This window comes from Armatimonadota bacterium (genome assembly GCA_036504095.1).
GTDB lineage: Bacteria > Armatimonadota > DTGP01 > JAKQQT01 > JAKQQT01 > DASXUL01.
This window is the reverse complement of the sequence record DASXVS010000043.1, coordinates 12,706-35,828: the sequence shown is the minus strand read 5'-3', so window position 1 is coordinate 35,828 and position 23,123 is coordinate 12,706. Positions and strand designations below refer to the sequence as shown.

Here is a 23,123-nt window from a genome sequence, read left to right as displayed (position 1 = left end):
GAGTTGACGCGCGGCGTTCCTCATCGGCAGGCCACGGGTTCGGGGGCGACGGACGATGCCAGCCTCCCGGCGGCGTTCGTCGCCTCGTCGTCCAGACGCGGGAGCAGTGTGATGAGCCCCAGGAAGACCCAGATATCGTAGCCGATCAGGGCCGTCGTCAGGATCGACAAGGCAAAATTCATGGCTGTGAAAAAGAAGACAATGCCCAGGCAGGAGAGCGCGAGATCCTTGACAAAGGGGTCGCGGGCCTTCTTGTACGCCCGCCATGATGCGGCCATCGCGGCGATCAGCATCCAGATGTATGCGGCAAGCCCCACCCAGCCGATCTCGATGGCGACGAGTAGAAAACCGTTGTGGATAATGCCCTTTTGAAGCACAAAATCCACGTCCGATCCACCTGCCCACACCTTTGCGGAACCCTGAGCGGACATCGATCCGGTGCCCGCGCCGAAGGGATGGGAGAGGACAAAGGGCAGGGTGACAGTCGTGAACTCGGCCTCACGCGCATCGGCGCTCACGTCATTGCTCTCAAATGCCGACGCCGCTCTCTCGGTCACATCCAGCGACATCTGCGTCTGGATGACGCCTGCCACGATGACGGCGACCAGCAGGATGCGGGTTAACCCCGCCCGCCGACCAAGTGCGCTCAGGATCAGGGTCGTGATGAGCAGGATGCCCCACGCCGCCCTGCCGGACGTCACCACGAGGCCGCCGACACCGATGACCACGGCGATATTCACCAGGATCCTGCGCCACATACGCAGCCGCGGCGCGATCACCATTCCGAAGAGGATTCCCGGCGGCAGGAACGAACTGGACGGGCTCCAGTGCACCATCAGCGCGCCAGGCAGAACCCGCCCGTCGCGCCCCGCGGGGAATATCCCGTACGCCGGCTGCTGCACGGCCCAGAAATTGTAGAAAGACAGGCAGACGGTGCCGAAAAGAACCGCCATCACCAGTGCGCGCGCGTCGCGCTTCGACCGGATGATCTCCGGCAGCACGAAATACCAGACGCTGTAAAACACGCATGCCTTCAGCCCGAGGACCGCGTGCGTCATGCTGGGACTGTTAATGCACCCGACCAGGAAAGCGATAACGAGCAGCAAGAGCGGCCGCGAGATAGGGCTGTCAAGCACCACGGGGCGCCGCAGTACCAGGCTGCGAAGCATCCACCCGATGAACACGACGAGAAGCAGCACGTCCTTCCAGGCCGTATACTGTGACAACGGGTAAAGGTCGGCCAGCGGATCGTTCACCCACAGCAGCGCAAGGCTGACGAGGAGTATGGGAAGGGGACGCCCAAGCGCCACTGCCACTGTAAGCCCAACGCAGAAAAGGACAGCGCCTTCCAGGGGCTTCACTACAAAGAGGACAAGCGCGGCGGCATGAAGCAGGATGATGAGCAGCGCCGCGATATCCACGCGGCGCGGCGCCGCGGCGGCCTTGTTGTACAGGAACGGTATGTCCATAGGCTGTGCGATTTCGCGGTAACTCACGCCATCAACTGCTTCGCGGCGCGAACGGGCCATTCCACTATATTGCGGTTTCAACCGCTTTCCAAGTTGCCACGCAGCGGCGCCGTACGGCTCCGAGGGATGGGACGCCGCAAACAATGGCCGTGGGGAAGCCGGAGGCGCGGGCGGCCACTACCATTATATCAGACGCAACGCTGGGCCGCGCTATTCACGCCCGGTCGTTGCGTGACACGACGAGGTGACCGGCGTTCATGAAGTGGGCGCTCCGGCGTCGGCGCATCGACGCGCTTCCAATCGTGGCCCCGATAGAGATAACATCCTATTGTCATGAGCACAACCGTGCGCCGAAAACGGCGCCGCCGCGTGTCGCGGCTTAAGTACGCGCTTCAATTCGGGTGCCTGTCGTTCCTGCTGGCGGTCGTCGGCTTCGCCGCACTGGCCCTGTATCAGGTCACGCAGCGCCTCCCGAACATCGAGGAACTCGGGCTATCCTCCGCCGCCACCCGCATTTATTCAGCGGACGGCGTGCTGCTCGCCCGAATCTTCAGCGAAAACCGCGACTACATCCACATCAAGGACATCCCGCAGCAATTGCAGGACGCGACCGTCGCCATCGAAGACTATCGTTTCTACTCGCATTCGGGCCTGGACCTGCACGGGATCGGCCGCGCGCTAGTTTCCAACGTGAAGGGTGGCCATCTCGGCCAGGGCGGTTCGACCATCACCCAGCAGTTGGCTCGCAACGCGTATGAACTCGGCAAGCAGAAAACGCTGAGCCGTAAACTCCAGGAGGCGGTCGTCGCGCTTCGCCTGGAGCGAAAATACTCCAAAAAGGAGATTCTCGAGGGTTATTTGAACGAAGTGTACTATGGGGCGCGCTCCTACGGGGTGCAGGCTGCCGCAATGCGCTATTTCGGGAAGCCCGTCTCCAAACTCGATCTCGCCGAATCCGCCATGCTCGCGGGCATACCGCAACGGCCAACCGAGTTCGATCCCTTCAAGAACAAGGCGGCGGCACGAGAGCGGCGCAACATCGTGCTGGCGCGCATGGCCGAGCTGACCTACATAACCCCGGAACAAGCCCGCTCCGCGGCTCAGGAACCCGTCCGCCTGATCCCCAGGCAGAACAACGTCACCAACGAGTGGAAAGCCCCCCATTTCGTCGATTACGTCGTCCGCCAGCTGGAAGAACGCTATGGGCCGGAGACTGTTGACCGCGGCGGGCTCGAAGTGCGGACCACCCTTCACTACGGGATGCAGCAGGCAGCGGAACAGGCCGTTGTTGCAGGGTTGGCGACAGCCGCCAGCCAGCACCTTGTCACCTCGAAAACCGAGGCGGCCCTCACGTGTGTCGATCCCCACAACGGCTACATCCGCGCCATGGTGGGCGGCAAAGAGTGGGGCAAATCGCAGTTCAATCGCGCGATCAGCAACAAGCGCCAGTTGGGCTCGTCGTTCAAGCCGTTCGTTTACACGGCGGCGCTCAACGAAGGCTGGAACCAGTATCGAACGGTCGGCGACTCCCGGCGCTCCTGGCCGGCCGGGAACGGCAAGCGATGGACGCCCCGCAACTATGACGGGCGGTACCGTGGCCGCGTCTCGCTGCGCACCGCCGTGGCCCTGTCCATCAACCTCGCCGCCATCAATACCGCGGATGCCATTGGTATCAGGAAGGCCATCGAGGTCGCGCGGCGATTGGGCCTGAAGGGCAGCCTGCCGCCGTACCTGCCGACGGCCATTGGCGCCGGCGGCGGGAGCACGCTCGAAATGGCCGGCGCGTACGGAGCGTTCGCGGTCAAAGGCAAGTTCATCGAGCCTCTGTCCATCCTCGAAGTGAAGGATCGCGACGGCAACACCCTGGAGCAGGCCAATCCGCAACCGCAGGAGGTTGTGCGGCCGGAAGTCGTTCAGGAGATGGACGAGATGCTGCGCGCCGTGATCACAATGGGCACCGGCCGCGCTGCCGGAGTGATCCCGGATTCATTCGGCAAGACCGGCACGACTTCGGACGAGCGCGACGTGTGGTTTGTGGGGTTTACGCCTCAGCTCTCAACCGCCGTATGGGTGGGAAACGACAATTTCCGACCGCTTCTGCACGCGTCGGGCGGCAGATGCTGCATCCCGATCTGGGACGCGTTCATGCAGCGCGCATTGCAGCTTAACCCGCGCAACCGGCCGGATTTGACGAGCCCTCCCGGCTCGGAAATGCCGGGACAACGCGAGATCGCTACCCCGGCGCCCGGCGCGGACGGGATGGTCTCGCTCAAGATCTGCCCCGATAGCGGCCTGATCGCAACCAATCACTGCCCGCACTGGAATACGCGGAAATTCAAGCCCGAAGACGCCCCGACACAACAATGCGACATCCATCCGGGCACCGCCCTGAGCCCCGTCCCCGCGCGGCCCGCACCGCGTCCGGTCGTTGCAAGCCCACCCGTACCGACCGATACCACCGGCGACACCGGTGACGCCGCGACGGAAACGGCCAACCCGCCGCCGCCGGAACCGGAGCCGGCTCCCGCAGCCCCTGCCGCGGGTATCGTCGTGCTGTGTGCCGATACCGGGCTCCGCGCAAACCCCTATTGTCCAAGGACGATCACCAGGCGCCTGACGCCGAATACACCCACAGCTATCTGCCGCCTTCACGGTCCGGGGCGGTAGCGGGACCACCAACGAACCCACTGTACCGGAGTTGAATCTGATGAATATTCGTGTTCGCGTTCGCCGGCTCATTATTCCGGCGTTCCTTCTGGCGGCCTTGCCCGCCCTCGCGCAGGAGGCTTCCATGATGCCGTTCCGTGACCCGAATCTGCCGATATCAGCGCGCGCCGACGACCTCATCTCCCGGCTCACGCTCGAAGAGAAGGCCGCCCAGATGGAAAACAACGCGCCGGCAATTGCGCGCCTCGGTATTCCACATTACGATTGGTGGAACGAAGCGTTGCACGGAGTCGCGCGCGCCGGCCATGCAACCGTGTTCCCGCAGGCCATCGGCCTCGCCGCAACCTGGGACACCGACCTGCATCACCGTGTTGCGACTGTAATAAGCGACGAAGCGAGGGCGAAGTACAGTGACGCACAGAAAAAGGGCAACACCGACGGGTATTACGGTTTGACCTTCTGGTCGCCCAACATCAACATCTTTCGTGACCCCAGATGGGGCCGCGGCCAGGAAACGTACGGCGAGGACCCCTTCCTCACGTCACGCATGGGCGTCGCATTCGTCACGGGGATGCAGGGCGACGACCCGAAGTACCTGAAAACGGTATCCACCTCCAAGCATTTCGCCGTTCACAGCGGTCCCGAGTCGCTCCGCCACTCGTTTGACGCGGTCGTTTCGGACTCGGACCTGTTCAACACCTATCTCCCCGCCTTCGAGGCCACCGTCCGGGAGGGCAAAGCCTTCTCCGTGATGAGCGCCTACAATCGCACTGACGGTGTGCCGTGCACCGCGAGCAAGCGCCTGCTGACCGATATCCTTCGCGACCAGTGGGGTTTCAACGGCTACGTCGTTTCCGATTGCGACGCCGTCTCGGACGTGTATCGCGGACACAAGACCGTGAAAACCGCCGCCGAAGCGGCGGCCATATCCGTGCTGGCTGGAACCGAATTGAACTGCGGGGGCACCTACCGCCAGCTTCCGGAGGCAGTGAAACAGGGCCTGATTTCCGAGAAGCAAATCGACGCCGCCCTCAAACGTCTCCTGATCGCCCGCTTCCGCCTCGGCATGTTCGATCCTCCCGAACTGGTGCCGTTCAACAGCATCCCGTTCAGCGTGAACGACTCCAGCGAGCACGATGCCCTCGCCTTGCAGACCGCAAGGGAATCCATCGTCCTTCTCAAAAACGCGAAACAGTCCCTCCCGCTGAAGAAGGATCTGAAGAGGCTTCTGGTCGTTGGCCCGAACGCCGACGACGTCGAGGTGATGCTGGGCAACTACAACGGCGACCCCTCCCACCCCATCACCTTATTGAAGGGCATAAAAGACAAGCTCGCCGGGAAGGCTGAAGTCACGTACTTCAAAGGCTCCGAACTGGCCGCGGACAGCCCCACGAAAGCCGACGCTCTCGCCGAAGCGGCCAAATCCGACGCAGTTGTGATGGTCATGGGCATCTCGCCGCGCCTCGAAGGCGAGGAGATGGACGTCAAAGTACCCGGCTTCTCCGGCGGTGACCGGACGAACATCGATTTGCCGAAAGCGCAGGAGGACTTCATCGAGGCGATGACGGCCACCGGGAAACCGGTTGTGCTGGTCCTTCTCAGCGGCAGCGCGTTGGCAGTCAACTGGGCGAACGATCGCATTCCGGCCATCGTGCAGGCCTGGTACCCGGGTCAGCACGGCGATGCGGTCGCCGACGTTCTGTTTGGCGACTACAACCCCGCCGGCCGTCTGCCGGTCACTTTCTACAAGAGCGTCGAGGATCTGCCGCCGTTCACCGACTACAACATGGCCGGCCGTACCTACCGGTACTTCGGCGGAAAGGTCCTCTACCCGTTCGGCCACGGCCTCTCGTACACATCGTTCAAGTACGGCAAACCCAAAACATCGATCTCCACCGATAGCGTGGACCTTTCTCTGGACGTCACGAATACCGGTAGAACAGACGGTGACGAAGTGGTTCAAGTCTACGTCCACCAAGTGGGTGCGCCGAAGGACCGGCCCATCAAGCAGCTCAAGGCGTTCCGCCGCGTCCACATCGCCGCGGGCCAGAAGGTGAACGCGCAGTTCACGCTCAAGGACGACGCGTTCGCGTGGTATGACGAAACCGTGGGCAAGTTCGTGGTGACGCCGGGCAGGTACGAAATCCAGATCGGAACCTCCAGCGCCGACATCAGGCAGAGGGCAACGGTTGAGCGATAGGTCTCGAAGGTGTCATGCTGAGCGCAGCGCAGCATCTCGACGTAAGGTCGAGGTCCTTCGCTGCGCTCAGCATGACACCGCGGTAGCCTCTCACCTCTTGTGCGTGCTGGACGACCTCGTCCACGCCGCTACTGCCCGTCCCACAGCGGCGGCTCCGTCAGGTGGCCGCCCAGTGAGGACAACTCCGGCGGTTCGATGCCCTGCATCCCAAGCATCACCGTAAGCTGGCCGCCGTGGTGGATATCGTGAGCCAGGATGCGGAAGATGGTCCACTGCCGCGATACGGCGTATGTCTTGCCCCAGTAGGTGTGCGGATACGTTACCGCCAGATCCTCCACCGTCCACGCCCCGAGGGTTCCTTCGACCATCGCCCACGTGGCGTTGAGCCAGTTCACCAGTTCCGAAGGGTCTTCGCTCATCGGGCCGGTGGCGCGGCCGCCGGGCTTCTCGATCGCCGATATCTGCTCCGCCAGCGCGGAGGCGCCTGGAGCGCCCATGTTGTGGAACCAGCCCACACGGCCGAAGGCGATATGTGCGGCTACCTCGCCGACCGAAGACATGGCGGGAGCGGGCCGAAATGCCAGTTGCTCCGCCGTCAGCGGCTCAATCGCGTGCACTAGGCTGGTGTTGTACCCCTCCCAACCCTCAAAGACCCTGGACAGTGAATCGATCGCCAATTCGAGTGCCTCCATTCGCCATTCAAGTGCTGCTGTCAGTGTAGCCCCGCCAACTACACTACTCCTCCGTGAACCTCCGTTTCCTCTCTGTCCTCGGTGGCTCCATCACCGGAGACACGCATTTTGACGCCTTCCGCGCCGTCTGCTAGCATGGGAGTACCAAACCGATTCGCCTCGCCCGAACGGGCGGGGCTTTTTTGCACGTTTCCCGGGGGGATCGATGACCGAACTGGCGAAAGCATACGAACCGACGGCCGTGGAGGCCAAATGGCTGGGCATCTGGGACGAAGGCGGCTACTTCAGGGCCGAGGTCGATCACAGCCGCACGCCTTACTGCATCACCATTCCCCCTCCCAACGTGACCGGCGAACTCCATCTCGGTCACGGCCTCCAGCACGCGATTCATGACACGCTCATCCGCTGGAAGCGCATGAGCGGCTTCAACACGCTCTGCGTCCCCGGAACCGACCACGCGAGCATCAGCACCACCATCAAGGTCCGCGATTCGCTTCGCGCACAGGGAATCAACCCGGTCGAAATCGGACGCGACGAGTTTCTGAAACACGCCTGGGCGTGGAAGGAGCTCTACGGCGGAAAGATCATCGGCCAGTTGAAGGCGCTCGGCTGCTCCTACGATTGGTCCCGCGAGCGCTTCACAATGGACGACCGCTATTACCGCGCGGTCACCGAGTCGTTCGTCCGCCTGTACAACGACGGCTTCATCTACCGCGGCAAACGGGTCGTCAACTGGTGCGTGAAGGACGGCACCACATTATCGGACCTTGAAGTTGAGCACGACGACGAAGTTTCCAGCCTCTGGCACCTCCGCTACCCCCTGGCCGACGGTTCCGGATCGGTAGTCGTGGCCACAACGCGGCCGGAGACCATGCTGGGAGATACCGCCGTTGCCGTGAACAGCAGGGATCCCCGCTGGAACGGCCTCATCGGTAAGACCGTCCGCCTGCCTCTGATGGACCGCGATATACCTGTCATCGCCGACGATATCCTGGTGGACCTGGAGTTCGGGACCGGCGTGGTGAAGGTGACGCCCGCTCACGACCCGAACGACTACCAGGCCGGACTGCGCAACAACCTGGAGCAGATCTCGGTCATCGGAGAAGATGGGAAAATGACGGAGGCGGCCGGCGCATACGCGGGGCTGGACCGCTTCGCGTGCCGCGAAAGGGTGGTTGCCGACCTGGAGGCGCTGGGTCTGCTCGAGAAGATAGAGGACTACACCCATGCTGTAGGCCATTGCGCGCGCTGCCACACCATCATCGAACCGCTGCTGCTGGACCAGTGGTGGTGCCGTGAGAAAGACCTCGCGAAGCGTACGCTCGGCGTCATCGGCGAGGGGCAGGTGACGTATTTCCCGGAACGTTTCGCCCAGCAGACGGCACAGTGGATCGAGAACCTTCGCGACTGGAATATCTCGCGCCAGCTCTGGTGGGGACACCGGATCCCGGCGTATTTCTGTAAGGACTGCCGGGAGATCACCGTCCAGGCAACCGCGCCGGACAGGTGCCCCAAATGCGGTGGCGCGGTCGTGCAGGATGACGACACGCTGGATACCTGGTTCTCGTCCGCCTTGTGGCCGATGGCCGTGCTCGGCTGGCCGGACAAGACGCCCGAACTGGAGTACTTCTACCCCACCAACCTGATGATCACCGCGCGCGATATCCTGTACCTTTGGATCGCGCGCATGATCTCGATGAGCGAGCACTACCTGGACAAGATCCCATACAACGACGTGTACGTACACGCCACGATTCAGGCGACCGACGGCCGGCGCATGAGCAAGAGCCTCGGCACAGGCGTGGACCCACTGGAGATGATCGCGAAGTACGGTACTGACGCAACGCGTCTCGGCTTGCTGTTCATGGCCGCCAAGGGACAGGACGTACGGTTCAATGAAAGCCGCATGGCCGAAAGCCGCAATTTCGCGAACAAGCTCTGGAACGCCACGCGGTTCGTGCTGATGAACGTGGAAGAAGGCTTCACGCATCCGGCGTTCGAAGGCGGCTTCGACCCAGCGAAGATCGCCACCCTCAATGCGGCGGACCGCTGGATTATCAGCCGCCTGTCGGCCACTACCGAGGCGGTGGCAGCCTCGCTGGAGGCTTACAACCTCGACGATGCCGGCCGCGCCATCTATGAGTTCGTGTGGAACGAGTACTGCGACTGGTACGTGGAGATGGCGAAGACGCGCCTTCAGGGACCGGACCGCGCCGATGCGCAGGCCGTTCTCATTGGCGTGCTGGAGCAGACCCTGCGATTGCTGCACCCGTTCATGCCGTTCGTGACGGAAGAGCTTTATGCAGCGGTCCAGTCGGGTGCGCCCGCGTGCGCCTCCCCGACTCCGCTCATCGTGGCGCAGTACCCGGTCGCTCAGCCGTCGTGGCGCAACCTCGCCGCGGAGGAGGAGATGCTTGCCGCGTTCGGCGTGGTGGAGGCACTGCGCTCGGTGCGCGCGGCCATCAACATCCCGCCCGGCCAGCCGATTACCGCCACTATCTGCCCGGTCAACGGTACCGACGCCGCGCTCGCCGACGCCGGGTGGCTCATCAAGCACCTCGCGCGCGCTGAAGTGAATATGGCGTCCGAACGCCCCGCGAAATCGTGGCCGGCCCATTCCCCCGCCGCGGAGATCTACGTGCCGGTGGAGGGACTGCTCGATATCCCGGTCGCGACCGCCAAGGCAAATAAGGACCTGCTGGCCATCGAGAAAGACCTCCAGCGCACTCAGGGCAAACTCGGCAACCAGGCGTTTGTCGGTAAGGCGCCGCCGGAAGTCATCGAGAAGGAACGCGCCATCGAAATCGAACTGCTGGGGAAGCAGTCGGCTCTGAAGGATCGCCTGACGCTGCTGGAAAGTTTGGCGTAGGGCGAAGGCGATGAGCCGCTTGACCATGGGCGATCTACCGTTCGTGTGTTATCATGAAAGTGCGCGACGTTCTCTTGATGATCAGGGATGACGGTTGGTTCCTCGTTCGCACGAAGGGCATCCAAGTGATGACATACCGCCGGGAACGCTGAGGGCCATCCTGAAGCAAGCCGGCTTGAGGTAGAGACAATGGCCGAGTATACGGTCCTGTATGAGAAGGGTGAGACCAACTGGGGCGCCATCGTGCCGGATCTTCCCGGTTGCGTGAGCCTGGGCGACACTCTTGCTGATGCCCAACTCAACGTACGCGAGGCCATCGCGGTCTACATCGAGGTCTTACAGGAACAAGGGCAGCCGATCCCTCCACCGCGCCATGTTGCAGAAGCGGTGAACGTATCGGTCTGACTGCCGATTGCGGTGTCACCTCTCCGCGTTTGATGGACCGGGAAGCGCCAGACGGAATCAAAGACCACGTCGCGTGGTTCTTACGGTATGCCTGATCACACCAACAGCCTGATCCACGAGAAGTCCCCCTATCTCCTCCAGCACGCTCACAACCCCGTTGAGTGGCGCGCGTGGAACGACGAAACGCTCGCCCTGGCGAAGGCGGAGGACAAACCGCTCTTCGTCTCCATCGGCTACTCCACGTGCCACTGGTGCCACGTGATGGAGCGCGAGTCGTTCGAAAACCCGGACGTGGCGGACGTGATGAACCGGTATTTCATCAACGTGAAGGTCGACCGCGAGGAGCGGCCGGACGTGGACCACCGCTTCATGCTCGCCGTCCAGGCGATGGGGCAGCAGGGTGGCTGGCCGCTTTCTGTGTGGCTCACGCCCGATCTAGAGCCGTTCTACGGAGGTACCTATTTTCCGCCCACCTCCGCGTTCGGCCGGCCCGGCTTCGTGGACGTTTTGCACCGCATCCACGAGTTGTGGACCACCTACCCGGACGGCTTCCGTTCGCAAGCGGCCAAGGTCGCGGCCGCGCTGGATGGCCTCGGCGCGGCCAACGCGGCGGAGCGACCGGAGATCGGCGAGTTCACGCTCGACGCCGGCTACGCAGCGTTCGACGGCCTGTTTGACCACCAGAACGGCGGGTTCGGGCGGGCGCCCAAGTTCCCTCGCCCGGCGGGCCTCGAGTTCCTCCTGCGATATCACGCACGCACCGGAGATCAGGAAGCACTGGGCATGGTCGTCCAGACGCTCCGGTCTATGGCGGTCGGCGGCATCCACGACCATCTCGGTGGCGGGTTCTCGCGTTACAGTGTTGACGCGCATTGGGGCGTCCCGCACTTCGAGAAGATGCTCTATGACCAGGCCCAGTTGATGAGCGTTGCAGCGCACGCATTCCAGTTAACGCTCAATGGCGACCTGGCCGGCATCGTGTACGACATCGCGACCTACGTGCGGCGCGATCTGACCAGCCCCGAAGGCGCGTTCTACAGCGCCGAGGACGCGGACAGCGTCGATGCGACCGGGGTGTCCCGCGAGGGCGCCTTCTACACGTGGACTCCGAAGCAAACCGAGGCGGCCCTTGGCGAGAAGACCGCGCGGATCGTGAACGCCTACTTCGGCGTGACGGACGAAGGCAATTTCGAGCGCGGCGAGACGGTCCTCTCGGTTTCCGCGAGCACGGAGGGCTTGTCCGAGGAATACGGCATCAGCGAACGGAACGTCCGCGAGCTGCTGAGCGATTCGATGGAGATCCTCCTGCGCACTCGGGAGCTGCGTCGGCGTCCATTGCTGGACGACAAGATTCTCACAAGCTGGAACGGCCTGATGATATCGGGTTTCAGCCATGCGTACCGGGCAATCGGCGACGAGGACTATCTTCAAGCAGCCAGGAGCGCGTCTGATTTCATGCTGGGCAGACTGTGGGACGCGGACAAGCGGACGCTGCACCGGCGCTATCGTGACGGCGAGGTGGCGGTAGAGGGTTTCCTGGACGACCACGCGTTCTTCGCCCAGGGCCTGCTCGATCTCTATGAGGCTTCCCTGGATGTGCGCTACCTGGCAGCGGCGATCGACATTGCGCGGGTGATGGTGGAACGGTTCTGGATTCCGGACACGGGCGGCTTCCTGTTCGCGGCCGGGCAGTACGAGCACCAGTACGACGGCGCCGAACCGGCGGGAAACTCGGTCGCCGCATCCGTGCTGTTCCGTCTTGCCGAGATGACCGGCGAGGCGGCGTGGCGCGAGAAGGGCGCGGCAACGGTGACAGCCGCCTCGGGCACGTTCGGTGATAGCCCGGAAAGCATCCCGGCCATGCTTTGCGCGCTGGACACTATGATCACGCCCCCCGCCCAGGTTGTTATCGCAGGCGATCCGAAGTCGGCCGACACCCTGGCGATGGTCCGAGCCGTACAGGCGCGCTTTCTGCCGACCACATCCCTTCTTCATTCGTCGGCGTTTTCCGCTGCGCCGTGGCTCGCCGAGATGAAGGTGGTTGACAGTAAAGCTACGGCCTATGTGTGCAAAGACTTCGCGTGCCAGACGCCGACCACCAACCTGGAAGCTCTGATCGCAGCGCTATAATGGTGTCACCCAACGCCGAGGATTCCGCAGCCGGCGAAGGCCGAGTTCGCTAAGCCCAACCCGCCATCTCAATGGAAGGGGATTGGCTGACCAACCATGAATCTACAACCCCCTCATTCCTCAGCCCTCGGCTCTCAGCCCTCAGCCCTCAGCTCTCAGCCCTCAGCCCCCAGCCCTCAGCCCTCAGCCCTCGGCCCTCAGCCCTCAGCCGCTAGAACGGCAGTCCCGGTACCTTCATGCCCTGCAGGCCGGCGGTGACCCCGCCAAGCTTCTCCTCGCGCAGCTCCTGGGCGGACTCCAGCGCTTCGCGGATGGCGGTTACCACCAGGTCCTCCAGCATTTCCACGTCCTCCGGGTCTACAACCTCCGGGGCGATCTTAATGGAGAGGAGGTCGCCGGAGCCGGTCACGACGGCCTTGACCATGCCGCCGCCGCTGGCCGCCTCAACCTGGATGGTCTTGAGCTCCTCCTCGACCTTCTTCATTTTGTCGCCCATCTGCTGGGCTTCCTTCATGATCTTCGCGATGTTCGGCATTCCGCCAAATGGTCCGGCCATATCAATCTCCTCTTGCCCGCGCGATGTGGGCGGGGTGTTCACTCCGTGAATGGGTTCGGTGAATCGTCGTCCGACCCGACGTCAAATATACTTCCCGCCAGGTCTTCAAGGCTCGGCATGGATGCCTCCCGGGCAGGCGGGGCTTCCGGCGGCCGTTCCTCGTCATCGCCAGGACCGACTGGAACGTGGATAAAGCGCAGAGGCACGCGTTTGCCATACGCTTTGGCGAACGACTCCTGTATCTTTTCGCGCAGTTCATTGGATTTATCGACCCACATCTCAATGGGTCCGCCGATAATGAGCATACCGCGTTCGACTCGCAACGCGGACATGCCCCGGCTTCTCTCCTTGCTGCTGCCTTTCATCTGCGCGACCATCCTAGCCCACGCGTCAGCGAGGCCGGGCAGGTCGTCCGGCGTCGGGTGGTAGATCTCTCCGTCCGGCGGGTCGATCGATGGCGGGGGTGTTGGCTGGCGGCCGTTCGACCGTTGTGGCGGCGCCGCGGCCTGCGGAGGCTGCGGATGTGGCGCGGGCTTTCGTGGCGCGGGTGCGGCCGCCGGGCGCTCATGTACCGCTGCGGCCGCGTGGGCCGGCGCGGAGGGTTGCGGAGCGGCGGCGGATCGATCGCTGCGCGTGGCGAGCCTCACCAGCGTTGTCTCCAGCAGGAGGCGCTGCTGCGGCGACCATCGCAGGTCTCGCTCCGCTTCATTCAACTGGTCGATACACCAGACGCAATCGGCCTGCGGCAGCGCCTTCGCCTGCTCCTGGAGGTGTTCCCGCTGGCTGGCAACGACGGCAGAGTCCTCGGTGACCGCGCCCACCGCGATCATCAGCAGGTCACGGAATCGCCGGCGCAGACCGGTGATGAACTGCCGAACCTCAACGCCGGCGGCCAACGCTTCGTCAACCACCTTGAAGCAGGCGGCGGGATCGCGCTTGATGACGGCGTCCACGGCGGCCAGCAACTGCTCGTCGGCCATACTGCCGAGGACGATTCCCACGTCGTCCAGCGTTATTGCGCCGGCCCCGGAGGTATAGGCGGCCACCTGTTCCAACAGGCTCAGCGCATCGCGATAGCCTCCGTTCGCGCCCACGGCCAGGGCCGTCACAGCCTCTGGCGTGATGGACCAGTTCTCGCCCTTGCACACCGTCTCGATGCGTTCCTTCAGGTCGGCAAGCCCGCCGCGCCGGAAATCGAATCGCTGGCACCGGCTCAGGATGGTGGCGGGAACCTTGTGAACCTCGGTAGTGGCCAGCACGAAAATGACGTTAGCCGGCGGTTCCTCCAAAGTCTTAAGAAACGCATTAAACGCATCGCCGCTAAGTTGATGAACTTCGTCAACTATGTAAACTTTATATCGTTCTTCAGCGGGCGCGTATTTGACACGCTCCCTGAGTTCGCGCATGTCGTCGATTCCGCGGGTGCTGGCGGCGTCGATTTCCATCACGTCCATGCTGGAGCCGTCCCGGATGCGGATGCAGGCTTCGCAGTGGCCGCACGGGTCTGGGGTGGGCTTATCGAACGAGGTGCAGTTGAGCGCCTTGGCCAGTATGCGGGCCGTGGAGGTCTTGCCGGTACCACGGGGGCCCGTGAACAGGTAGGCGTGGGGGACACGCCCCGCGGCGAGGGCGTTCTTCAGGGTCTGGGTGACGTGACGCTGCCCGAGGACCTCGTCGAACCCCTGTGATCTGTACTTTCGGTAAAGCGATACGTATGACACGGACCCGGTATCTCCGGTTCTAATCGTTGAGAATCTGTATGTCTGTCAGCAAGAGGTGGTCGTCCGGTGCATCGCGTTCAAATACGAACTGGATCGCCTGTTGGTCGATCTTGTATTCGCGGGTCACCCGTGTGGCGCGGCCCGCATTGTCCTTCTCGATGACAGGCGCCGCGGTCGAATCGCCTCTGCGCACCGCCTGCATCACGTGCGCAACGGGATTGCCCACCGCGATGTGGATGCCGTGAACCATGAGGGCCTCCAGCGAGACGGGGCGGCCGGCGGGCTCAACCTCAACCGTTCCGGCGGTGATTGTCGCCGGCCCGGGTTCCTCGACCGGTTCGGAATCCGCCGTCGAACCATATTCGACGCCGCTCTCATCGGATGGCGGCATTTCGTCCTCATCGATGCTTCCGTTCGCGGGGCGGCGCATCGGCTCGACTCTGATGAGGGCACGAAGCAGCGCATACGTGGCGGACAGCACCAGGGCCGTGAACACCGTAGACCCGGCGAGCGAATTCGGCAGCCCCAAAGCGAATAACAGAGGAGCGTTTGGCACCGGAGCTATTGGTCTCTGTCTTCCGGACGGAAGTAGAATCGGGCGCGCTGTATTTTGCCGTCCCGGAAATCCAGGACAGTACAGCCGTCCAGGCAAGATTCAGACCCGCCAAAATCGGTGATGGTGCAGGTCCACTCGACGGTCGAGACGCCGGCCTCCGATGCGACACGCAGCGCCCTGGGGTTCCACTCGACGAATGTGCGTGACAGGTCGCGGATCATCTCCGCCGCGCCTTCCGGACCCACATAGGCTGGGCGCTCGGGAACGAGGAGAAGGGCGTCATCCGTTACGATGGATGAGATCGCGTCTGCATCGTATCGGGCTATTGCGTCAAGCAGGGCGGAGGCTGTGGTTTGTTGTGTGTCCGTCATATTCTCATTTCTCAGGGAATGGGTCAGTCGTGCGCGACGCCGACGAGGCTGGGCCGGATGACGTGCCCGTGCTGGGTATAGCCCGAACGGAGTTCCTGTGCGATAGTCCCCGAGGGGTACGATTCGGATGGTTCAAGCTGCATCGCCGCCTCGTGGAGGAACGGGTCGAACTGTTCGCCGACGGCGGGCAGTTTCTGGACGCCGACGGTTCCGAGCGCGGCGAGCAATTTGGTCAGCGTCAGTTCGACGCCATTCTTCAACGCTTCAGAGTTCGCGGTGGATCCGGCCGCGTCGAGGGCGCGCTCCAGGTCGTCCACGACCGGCAGCAGGGAAAGGACGAGTTCCTTGGTCGCGGTATCCTGAAGGCGTTCCATCTCCTCGCGCTGGCGGCGTTTCAGGTTCTGGAATTCAGCCGTTGACCGAAGAGCCGCGTCTTCGGCGGCGCGGACTCTTTCTTCCAACGCGGCGATCGCTGTGTCCGGCGAAGCAGAATCCGCCGTCGCTTCCGCCGGTGACGGCTGATCTTCGATGATTGTGTTTTTCTTTGAGTGTTGAGACATAAGCGTTTCAGATATTACCTGCGCTGCACGGCGCAACGCGTATAAGCATTATATGCCGCCCCGGGAAGCTTGCGTCGACCGATGACGGACCGGAGGAATGCGGAAGGGTTAAGATGAATGAGTGAAGATATTGGCAGATCACTGTGTTCCCGGACCGATCATCGACGCGCTTCTGGAGGAGGGTTTTCGCGTTGAGCGCGTCGTAGACGTGGCGGACCCTCGGGCGACGGACGAAGAAGTCGCGGCGTTGGCGGCCGGGATGAAGGCGGTACTGGTGACGGCGGATAGCGACTTCACGTCCCGCTCGCATTTCGCGCCGAGGCGTTACGCGGGCATCGTTGTGTTGAAGGACCTGGTCACGGCCGAGCGCAGCGTTCTGCGCCGCCTCGTGCGGGTGCTCCGGGGAGGCAGTCTACGGGGGATGCTCATCGTTGTGGACGGCCGATCCAGCCGGGCCAAACGGTGAGCGCCGCGCGTAGACAAACTGCAAGGCGCCTGCTATAATCAGGTGTACTATAACAATTCTGGTGTTGGTTCAGAGGTGCGTGCGGAATGATAGTTGAAGCGCGTGAAGACAGCGTTCGCCTGTACGGCGACATACGGGACAACCAGTGGCTGACCATCAAGGCGGTGACGAACCTGCTGCTGCGGAAGCATCCGCACGGCATCATCATCGACTGCACGCATTTGGCAGACGTTACCTCCGAGGGTGGCGAGACGTTTCTTGACGCCATCCACTTTATCGAATCCGCGGACGCGCGCATGGTGCTGGCGCAGCTTCCTGAGAACGTCCTCGCGACGCTGAAATCGGTGCCGGGGCTTCGCAGCCGCCTCCCGATCGCTTCCACTGTCGATGAGGCGAGGAAGTCGCTGCAGGCCGGTGGAATCGCGGACACGAGCACGGCCGTTCAGGGAACGGGGACCCTTGTTCCGCTGCTTTACCCGGACGCGGCGGAGCACGCCGTTTCAACCGCGTGCCGTCTCGGGCGCGACGCGAAATCCGATATTCACCTGGTTTACCTGCTCACCGTTCCCCGCACGATGCCGCTGAACACCCCCATGCCGGAGGCCGAGGACGCTGCCCAGGCGCTGCTGGACCAGTGCGAGGCGACCGTGCGGAAATACGGCCTGCGCCCGTTCCGCCATATCCAGCGAAGCCGGGACCGGAACGAGGGCGTCCTTCAGATGGTCGAGACGCTCAAGATCAAGACCCTGGTTCTGAGCCGGCCGCCGGGCGAGGGGCGGGCCGACGACGATGCGTCGGAGAGTGTGCTCCGCCGCGCGCACTGTGAAGTTATTATCGATCAGATGCCGGCCGAATAGCACCGCGGTGGTGCAGTGCCGGGAATCCACGTTCAGCAAGGGATACGCAATTGAATCTGGCGCCTAACGAGGCTGCGGAGATCAGGATGTCGCGACGGGCTTTCACGCTCATTGAGCTGCTGGTGGTGATCGCGATTATCGCCATCCTGGCGGCCATATTGTTTCCGGTGTTTGCCAAAGCGCGGCAGCGAAGCATTCAGACCAAGTGCATCAGCCAGCTGAAGCAGATCGGCACCGCCATCATCTCATATGCCCAGGACAATGACGGGCGGCTTCCATTCGCGTGGAGAGGATACGATCTGACCAACGCCACCTCGCAGAAGTACTGCGTGGTGGAGGCGCTGAACCCGTACATGAAGAGCACTATCACCAAGCAGAACATCCGCGAGAGCATATGGTACTGCACGGCTGTGCCCGCGTCGCTGAACACCTATCCGCCGCCGAATCAGAACTGGGCCTACATCTACTACTCGTTCTTCGCTGAGGGGCAGCCCGGGGCGGTGACGAATCTCGGGAAAATCCCGATCGGCGGATTGGCGGGCCTGCCGCTTGACGGCCCATACACCTTTGCGCCATTCTCCGACAGTTCAAACACGGAGACGTTCGCCAAATACCACCGCAGCCCCGCCGGCATGCCGGTTATGTGGGATCAACGGATCATCGGCCAGGGCGACGCGGCGAGCAAGGCGGCCGGCGGAGAGTTTCCCCATATGAACAATACGGAGATCCTGTGTATCGATGGCCACGTTCGCAGTTTCCCCGAGAAGTCGCGAAACGACGCCAAGCTCAGCCCGTGGATTCCCGGGTCGAATTTCAGCGGCTAGCGCGCCTCCACCGCGCCGGGTGAACGACATCAATAGCAGAACGGGCGTCCCACCCGTCGCCACGAATCGGCACCATGAGTCATCCCGGAGTTTGGCGCCTAACGCATTTGCGGGTTAGGTGCCTTTCCCGGCGACTGAAGTCACGGCTATGAAGAGCACCAAGTCGCCCTTCGGCGACTGCGGAATCAGCCCGCGAAGGCGGGCTTCGCGGCCATGCCGGCGAGGCGCCGGCGCTACCGGCGCTTTACTGCATTTGCGGGTTAGGTGCCTTCCCCGGCGACTGAAGTCACGGCTATGAAGAGCACGAAGTCGCCCTTCGGCGACTGCGGAATCAGCCCGCGAAGGCGGGCTTCGCGGCCCTGCCGGCGAGGGGCCGGCGCTACCGGCGCCATACTGCATTTGCGGGTTAGTGCCTTCCCCGGCGACTGAAGTCACGGCTATGAAGAGCACCAAGTCGCCCTTCGGCGACTGCGGAATCAGCCCGCGAAGGCGGGCTTCGCGGCCATGCCGGCGAGGCGCCGGCGCTACCGGCGCCATACTGCCCTGTTTCGCCAACCGGCTGCGTAGATTGGTAACGGGCGGGGCGCCCATTCCACATCGGCGGACGGGCGAATGAAATGAAAGGAGGCTGGCGCGTTCATCGCGCCAGCCTCCTTTCTCAGCATGCGGCAACGGCGAGGATTACTTGCCGTTGACCTTTCGGAGGATCTTCACCGCTTCCGGAACACCGATCTTTCCGGATGCGGGGACGTTGATGTTTGCGGCCGCGAAGGACACGCTTGCATCATCGGCGTTGATGAAGCCGGCAGCGATCCTCAAAGCCGCTACCGCGTCCTTGAAGGTGACCGAGCCGTCCATGTTTACGTCACCCGGGGCGATGGCCGGCGGTGTGGACGCAAGCAAGGTGGCCTGCACCCAGTGGCTGGGATTGCCCCAGGATCCGCCCAGCGCGCTCAGCACGAAGGCGTTGTCCTGGCCGGTGGAGGTTGCCGTCTGGGTGTTGTTACCGGAGAGGTTGAAGCCGATCACCTGACCGGAGACAGGCGGCGTAGATACGAATGTCGTCCAGGGAATCGCGATCTCGAAGGTGTAGCCCTTCGCGGTCTTTTTGGCGCCCATCACACCGGCGGGCGTTGCGCCTACTACGGTTCCACTCAACTGCGGGCAGAACCATTTGGGCGTCATAGCGCCGGTTGACGTGTTGTAGTCGGCGGAGATGATGAGTTGGAAATCGGCGCCGGCATCGTAAGTTGTCCGCGTGGGATCCTGCGGATTGGTGAGACCGAAGTAGATTTCCAGGCTGTCGCGGTTGAAGATCGCCGTGTCCGCGGTTGCCGGGAATTCGGGGGTAGCGTCCGTCACGTCGTAGGCGATGTAGAGATTGTTGGTGTCCCACTTAACGTAAGCATTGCCGGAGTAGTCGGCCGGACCGTTCCACGGGCCGCCAACGACGTCCTGGTAATGCTGGCCAAGGAAGATGGGGCTGACGCCGGCGTACTCCGTGTTGGTGATGTTGCCATCGATGGTCGGAGGCGTCGCGGAACGGTAGATATTGACCATTGCCGGAGCCAGGTGAAGCATGGCGCGGATGGCGCCGGAGGCGTTGTTGCTGGTGGCTGCGGTATCGAAACTGCCAGTTGCGTCTCCCACTACGACGAGGTTGCCGACCGTGAGGTAGGTGCTCTTCAGCAGGTTCCACTTGCCGCCGGAGGAAGTCAGTTCGTCAAGCGGGATATCTTCCGTGGCGCCGTTGGGGTAGGTCACGTGATAGACGTACCCGGGAACGTTCAGGTTGAAGCCGGCTGTTGCCCAGTTCGTCCAGAACGCGTCGATGTCGTAGGTTCCAGCTACGGTAATCGGCAATGTGTATTTGCACTTTCCGAGTTTGTCGTTGGAGCTGAGCCAGAAGACGCCCTGCAGGGTTCCGCTGTTGAGGAGGTCGGTGACGTTGGTCTTGCCGGCGTCGCTGCCGATTCCGGTCTGTTGGAGAGCGGGGAAGGCGGGATCGGGCTGCGGGTTGAACGCCGCGGAGTTATACGTTGGGCTGTTGATGTCGGAGTCGACGATGACCTTGGACGGGGTGCCGACGAGGTACTTGGTGTTCGTTTCCTGGTTGCCTGCGGCGTCCGTGGCGCGGACGAAGATGTAGGCGTCCTGGCCGAGCGGGACGGTGAGGTCGCACTTGCTGTCGGTCGTTGTCACCGCGGGCGCGTTCCAGTTAACCGCGGCCGGCGAGGAAGCGACGTAGACTTTGAACGTGATGGGCAGAGAGTTATCGGTGGCGACGTCCCAAGTGACGCGATAGCCAGGCATTCCGTATTCGGTGATGGTTTTCACGCCGGCAAACGTTGGCGGAACCTGGTCGGTTGGCGTGGCGCTCACCTGAGCGGTGTTGGTCGTTTCCTGGTCGGTGCCGTTGGCGGCGCGGACGGTGTAGAAGTAGGGTGTGCCGTTGGTGAGGCCGTTGTCGGTCCAGGAGGCGGCGGCGCCGTTAACGACGGGAGCGAAGACCTTGACCTTGGTCCCCAGCGTTCCGGCGGCGGTTGAGCGGTAGATGTTGATCTTCTCGGCGAACTGCGGCGGGTTGGTCCAGGAGACGAGAATCTGTCCGCCCTGTTTGGTGTCCGCGGCGGTGGCGGCGGACGGCGGATCGGGGATTCCGGCGAGGGACGCGGTCTTGGCTACCTGCGCGGTGCTGGCGCCTTCATAGGCCGTGTTCAGAACGGGGTCGAGGGCGGAGCTTCGGACCGTGTAATAGTAGGTGGTGCCGGAGGTGAGCCCGTTATCCGTGTAGGTGGAGCCGGTGAGCGGTGTGGAGTTGATCGGCTGGGCCGGGATGACGCCCTGGGTTGTCGAGCGGTAAATATTGACGCCCTTGATCTCAGGATCGATGGCGGGCGTCCACGATATTTGCAGGCTGGAGCCGGTGCCGGGGTTCTCAACCAGCACGCCGGTCGGATCGGCGGCGGGGACGTCTGAGGAGAACAGCCCCGCGATCACCGCGGTCCCACGGTTGCAGCCGAGGTAGAAGAAGTGGCGGTCCGAATAGCGCGAAAGTTCAACGAAGTCGTAGAGCGCGTTGTTGATGCTTGCGGCCATTGATGGCGTGTAGGCGTTGGCCGTGCCGGAGGCGATCGTGTTGGTTGTCAGATCGACACCGGTAACCGGGTCTGTAGCTACAACACCATACGGATCGGTGTAACCGGCGATGTAGAGCACGCGATCCTGGCTGTCGATGGCGGCTCCGGATGAGGGCGTGCCGGCCCCGGACTCATTGGCGTAGAACGTGGCGTCTACCACGCCGGACATATCGAGTTTGGAGGCCTTGTTGTGACCCAACTGGCCCTTCGTGTAGTAGAACGCGGTGCCGGCGTGATTGACCACGCACTGCTCGTTGATGTTGGCCTGGGTGTCGCCATTATTGAACGGGAACGCCTTGGTGGTGGCGAACGCGGAAGGCGCGCCGTTGGTGTCTACGGCCGTGGCCGTGAACTTGTAGACCTGGCCCGACGCCGCGCTTCCCTCAACCCCCCAGATGACGGTGTTGATTCCGCTGCCGGTGGCGTAAATCTGGCGGAAGATGGGGGCGGGGGATACGGCGATAACGCGGACCGGCGCCGTTCCATCCGGGTTGAAGCGGGCGATCTCGCCGCTGTTGTAGGAGTTGACGTAGACGTAGCCGTCGTCCGCAACCGAAATGGCCCAGCAAGCGTTACCGACGTTCATGCCGGTTGCCGCGAGGGCCGCCATATCGAAGCGTCCGTCGGGGACCGCGAAATTGGGTCCGCCCGGAGTGAGGGTATGGTTGCCCTTCCAGTAGAACACGTCCGCCGTTCCGCCCTGCTGGGTAGCTGTTGTGTCCCTGCGGCGGGTGATGTAGATGGTGCCGGCGAACGGGTGGCCCGGGGTGTGGTTGGCGGCGATGCTTCGCAACTGGTTGATGCCGGTGATGGTGAGCGTCTTGTCGTTGTTCGTGTCCGGCTGTACGCTCCAGATCTCCGTGAGGGTGACACCGGTTCCGATGTTGATTCCGGTACTGCTGCCGCTTGTGAGCCCCGCTGCAGACGCCGTCAGTTTGTACTGTCCGGGTTTGTCGATGGCGAGGTCAATGAAGGTGGCGATACCGGCGCCCGCGGTCAGCGTTGTGGTGCCGGTAAGGATGCCTCCCGGAGTGCCGGTAAGGGGTGTTGCGGTGAGCGTTATATCCCCGGCGTAGGTTGCATCGGTTGTGCCGTCAGCGTTAACGGCGTGCACTTCGGGCTGGCTGGTAAACTGGGTCCCCGCCGTGGCGTTCACGGGGTTCTTCGTAAAATACAGCCCGACAGCTGCCGCGTTCGCAGTCCTTCCAATTCCCATGAGGGCAGCAATGCCCGCCATGAGGGGAAGAACAAGTCGAATTCGTTTCACACGTTTCTCCTCTTGCTCAGACTAGTGGTGCTCGCTAAGTCGTTGCGCAAACACGTCGTGGGAACGCTGCTGATCGCGTCCCAGATATTGGGAGGGCACGGCGGCGGTGTTCTTCGTTGAGGTGATGAAGGGGCGGCGCCGACGGCCCAAGGGTTGGCTAGGCCGATTGGATGAAGGCTGTTCGGCGATCGAGGCTTCCGTGCCCACAGGCGCGCTCATCAGCGATCGTTGTTTCGATCGGGGAAGCATCTCTACAGCAACCAGCCTTCGCCAGCCAGTCCCACCAACTCCGCCAAGGTTCTCTATGCCCGTCGTCAAACAGCCAGGCTTTTGACATTCATTGTTATAGTACAATATTGCAGAGGGAAAAACC

At 62.8% G+C, this 23,123-nt stretch carries 16 protein-coding genes and 1 pseudogene; 9 read left to right on the top strand and 8 right to left on the bottom strand.

What is annotated here, in order from left to right; all coding sequences use genetic code 11:
- Positions 1 to 20: 20 nt before the first annotated feature.
- Entirely contained in the window at positions 21 to 1,550 is a 1,530-nt protein-coding gene (locus tag VGM51_09105; protein ID HEY3413200.1) for an O-antigen ligase family protein, read from the bottom strand.
- Positions 1,551 to 1,802: 252 nt separating this feature from the next.
- Between VGM51_09105 and VGM51_09100 the strand changes: the two genes are divergently transcribed.
- Positions 1,803 to 4,136: a PBP1A family penicillin-binding protein gene (locus tag VGM51_09100; GenBank protein ID HEY3413199.1), complete on the top strand. Its 2,334-nt coding sequence runs from the start codon at positions 1,803 to 1,805 to the stop codon at positions 4,134 to 4,136.
- Between the two features lie 40 nt (positions 4,137 to 4,176).
- The gene (locus tag VGM51_09095; protein ID HEY3413198.1) at positions 4,177 to 6,336 is read left to right on the top strand and encodes a glycoside hydrolase family 3 C-terminal domain-containing protein; all 2,160 of its coding nucleotides are present in this window, start codon (positions 4,177 to 4,179) and stop codon (positions 6,334 to 6,336) included.
- Positions 6,337 to 6,464: 128 nt separating this feature from the next.
- On the opposite strand, the gene VGM51_09090 is transcribed toward VGM51_09095, so the two are convergent.
- On the bottom strand, positions 6,465 to 7,013 hold the full coding sequence (locus tag VGM51_09090; protein HEY3413197.1) for a DinB family protein: 549 nt from the start codon (positions 7,011 to 7,013) through the stop codon (positions 6,465 to 6,467).
- 220 nt (positions 7,014 to 7,233) lie between these two features.
- On the opposite strand from VGM51_09090, the gene VGM51_09085 reads away from it, so the two are divergent.
- The 4 genes and pseudogenes from VGM51_09085 (at position 7,234) to VGM51_09070 (ending at position 12,432) form a co-directional block, all read left to right on the top strand.
- Entirely contained in the window at positions 7,234 to 9,897 is a 2,664-nt protein-coding gene (locus VGM51_09085) for a valine--tRNA ligase (protein ID HEY3413196.1), read from the top strand.
- 53 nt (positions 9,898 to 9,950) lie between these two features.
- Positions 9,951 to 10,081, top strand: a pseudogene (locus VGM51_09080) (addiction module toxin, HicA family).
- Between the two features lie 5 nt (positions 10,082 to 10,086).
- Entirely contained in the window at positions 10,087 to 10,302 is a 216-nt protein-coding gene (locus tag VGM51_09075; protein HEY3413195.1) for a type II toxin-antitoxin system HicB family antitoxin, read from the top strand.
- A gap of 87 nt (positions 10,303 to 10,389) precedes the next feature.
- A complete protein-coding gene (locus VGM51_09070; protein HEY3413194.1) occupies positions 10,390 to 12,432 on the top strand; it encodes a thioredoxin domain-containing protein in 2,043 nt (680 codons plus the stop codon).
- A 211-nt stretch (positions 12,433 to 12,643) separates the two neighbouring features.
- Here the strand turns inward: VGM51_09070 and VGM51_09065 are convergent, their stop codons facing one another.
- The 5 genes from VGM51_09065 to grpE are packed head-to-tail and all read right to left on the bottom strand — an operon-like array spanning position 12,644 to position 16,196.
- On the bottom strand, positions 12,644 to 12,988 hold the full coding sequence (locus VGM51_09065; protein HEY3413193.1) for a YbaB/EbfC family nucleoid-associated protein: 345 nt from the start codon (positions 12,986 to 12,988) through the stop codon (positions 12,644 to 12,646).
- A gap of 38 nt (positions 12,989 to 13,026) precedes the next feature.
- Entirely contained in the window at positions 13,027 to 14,709 is a 1,683-nt protein-coding gene (dnaX, locus tag VGM51_09060) for a DNA polymerase III subunit gamma/tau (protein HEY3413192.1), read from the bottom strand.
- Positions 14,710 to 14,728: 19 nt separating this feature from the next.
- Positions 14,729 to 15,265, bottom strand: a complete 537-nt coding sequence (locus VGM51_09055) for a hypothetical protein (protein ID HEY3413191.1) — start codon at positions 15,263 to 15,265, stop codon at positions 14,729 to 14,731.
- Positions 15,266 to 15,270: 5 nt separating this feature from the next.
- Positions 15,271 to 15,636: a nuclear transport factor 2 family protein gene (locus VGM51_09050; GenBank protein ID HEY3413190.1), complete on the bottom strand. Its 366-nt coding sequence runs from the start codon at positions 15,634 to 15,636 to the stop codon at positions 15,271 to 15,273.
- A 23-nt stretch (positions 15,637 to 15,659) separates the two neighbouring features.
- Positions 15,660 to 16,196, bottom strand: a complete 537-nt coding sequence (gene grpE, locus VGM51_09045) for a nucleotide exchange factor GrpE (GenBank protein ID HEY3413189.1) — start codon at positions 16,194 to 16,196, stop codon at positions 15,660 to 15,662.
- Between the two features lie 130 nt (positions 16,197 to 16,326).
- Between grpE and VGM51_09040 the strand changes: the two genes are divergently transcribed.
- The 3 genes from VGM51_09040 to VGM51_09030 all read left to right on the top strand — a co-directional run bounded on the left by VGM51_09040 (position 16,327) and on the right by VGM51_09030 (position 18,343).
- A complete protein-coding gene (locus tag VGM51_09040; protein ID HEY3413188.1) occupies positions 16,327 to 16,662 on the top strand; it encodes a DUF5615 family PIN-like protein in 336 nt (111 codons plus the stop codon).
- 86 nt (positions 16,663 to 16,748) lie between these two features.
- Positions 16,749 to 17,519 (top strand): universal stress protein, encoded by a 771-nt coding sequence (locus tag VGM51_09035; protein HEY3413187.1) that lies wholly within the window; start codon positions 16,749 to 16,751, stop codon positions 17,517 to 17,519.
- A gap of 86 nt (positions 17,520 to 17,605) precedes the next feature.
- Positions 17,606 to 18,343, top strand: a complete 738-nt coding sequence (locus VGM51_09030; protein ID HEY3413186.1) for a prepilin-type N-terminal cleavage/methylation domain-containing protein — start codon at positions 17,606 to 17,608, stop codon at positions 18,341 to 18,343.
- Between the two features lie 681 nt (positions 18,344 to 19,024).
- Here the strand turns inward: VGM51_09030 and VGM51_09025 are convergent.
- Positions 19,025 to 22,750 (bottom strand): sugar-binding protein, encoded by a 3,726-nt coding sequence (locus tag VGM51_09025; GenBank protein HEY3413185.1) that lies wholly within the window; start codon positions 22,748 to 22,750, stop codon positions 19,025 to 19,027.
- Positions 22,751 to 23,123 lie beyond the last annotated feature (373 nt).

Coding starts and splice junctions, on each gene's coding strand:
- VGM51_09100 (HEY3413199.1), top strand. CDS start 1,803: ATGAGCACAACCGTGCGCCGAAAACGGCGCCGCCGCGTGTCGCGGCTT.
- VGM51_09095 (HEY3413198.1), top strand. CDS start 4,177: ATGAATATTCGTGTTCGCGTTCGCCGGCTCATTATTCCGGCGTTCCTT.
- VGM51_09085 (HEY3413196.1), top strand. CDS start 7,234: ATGACCGAACTGGCGAAAGCATACGAACCGACGGCCGTGGAGGCCAAA.
- VGM51_09075 (HEY3413195.1), top strand. CDS start 10,087: ATGGCCGAGTATACGGTCCTGTATGAGAAGGGTGAGACCAACTGGGGC.
- VGM51_09070 (HEY3413194.1), top strand. CDS start 10,390: ATGCCTGATCACACCAACAGCCTGATCCACGAGAAGTCCCCCTATCTC.
- VGM51_09065 (HEY3413193.1), bottom strand. CDS start 12,988: ATGGCCGGACCATTTGGCGGAATGCCGAACATCGCGAAGATCATGAAG.
- VGM51_09050 (HEY3413190.1), bottom strand. CDS start 15,636: ATGACGGACACACAACAAACCACAGCCTCCGCCCTGCTTGACGCAATA.
- grpE (HEY3413189.1), bottom strand. CDS start 16,196: ATGTCTCAACACTCAAAGAAAAACACAATCATCGAAGATCAGCCGTCA.
- VGM51_09035 (HEY3413187.1), top strand. CDS start 16,749: ATGATAGTTGAAGCGCGTGAAGACAGCGTTCGCCTGTACGGCGACATA.
- VGM51_09030 (HEY3413186.1), top strand. CDS start 17,606: ATGTCGCGACGGGCTTTCACGCTCATTGAGCTGCTGGTGGTGATCGCG.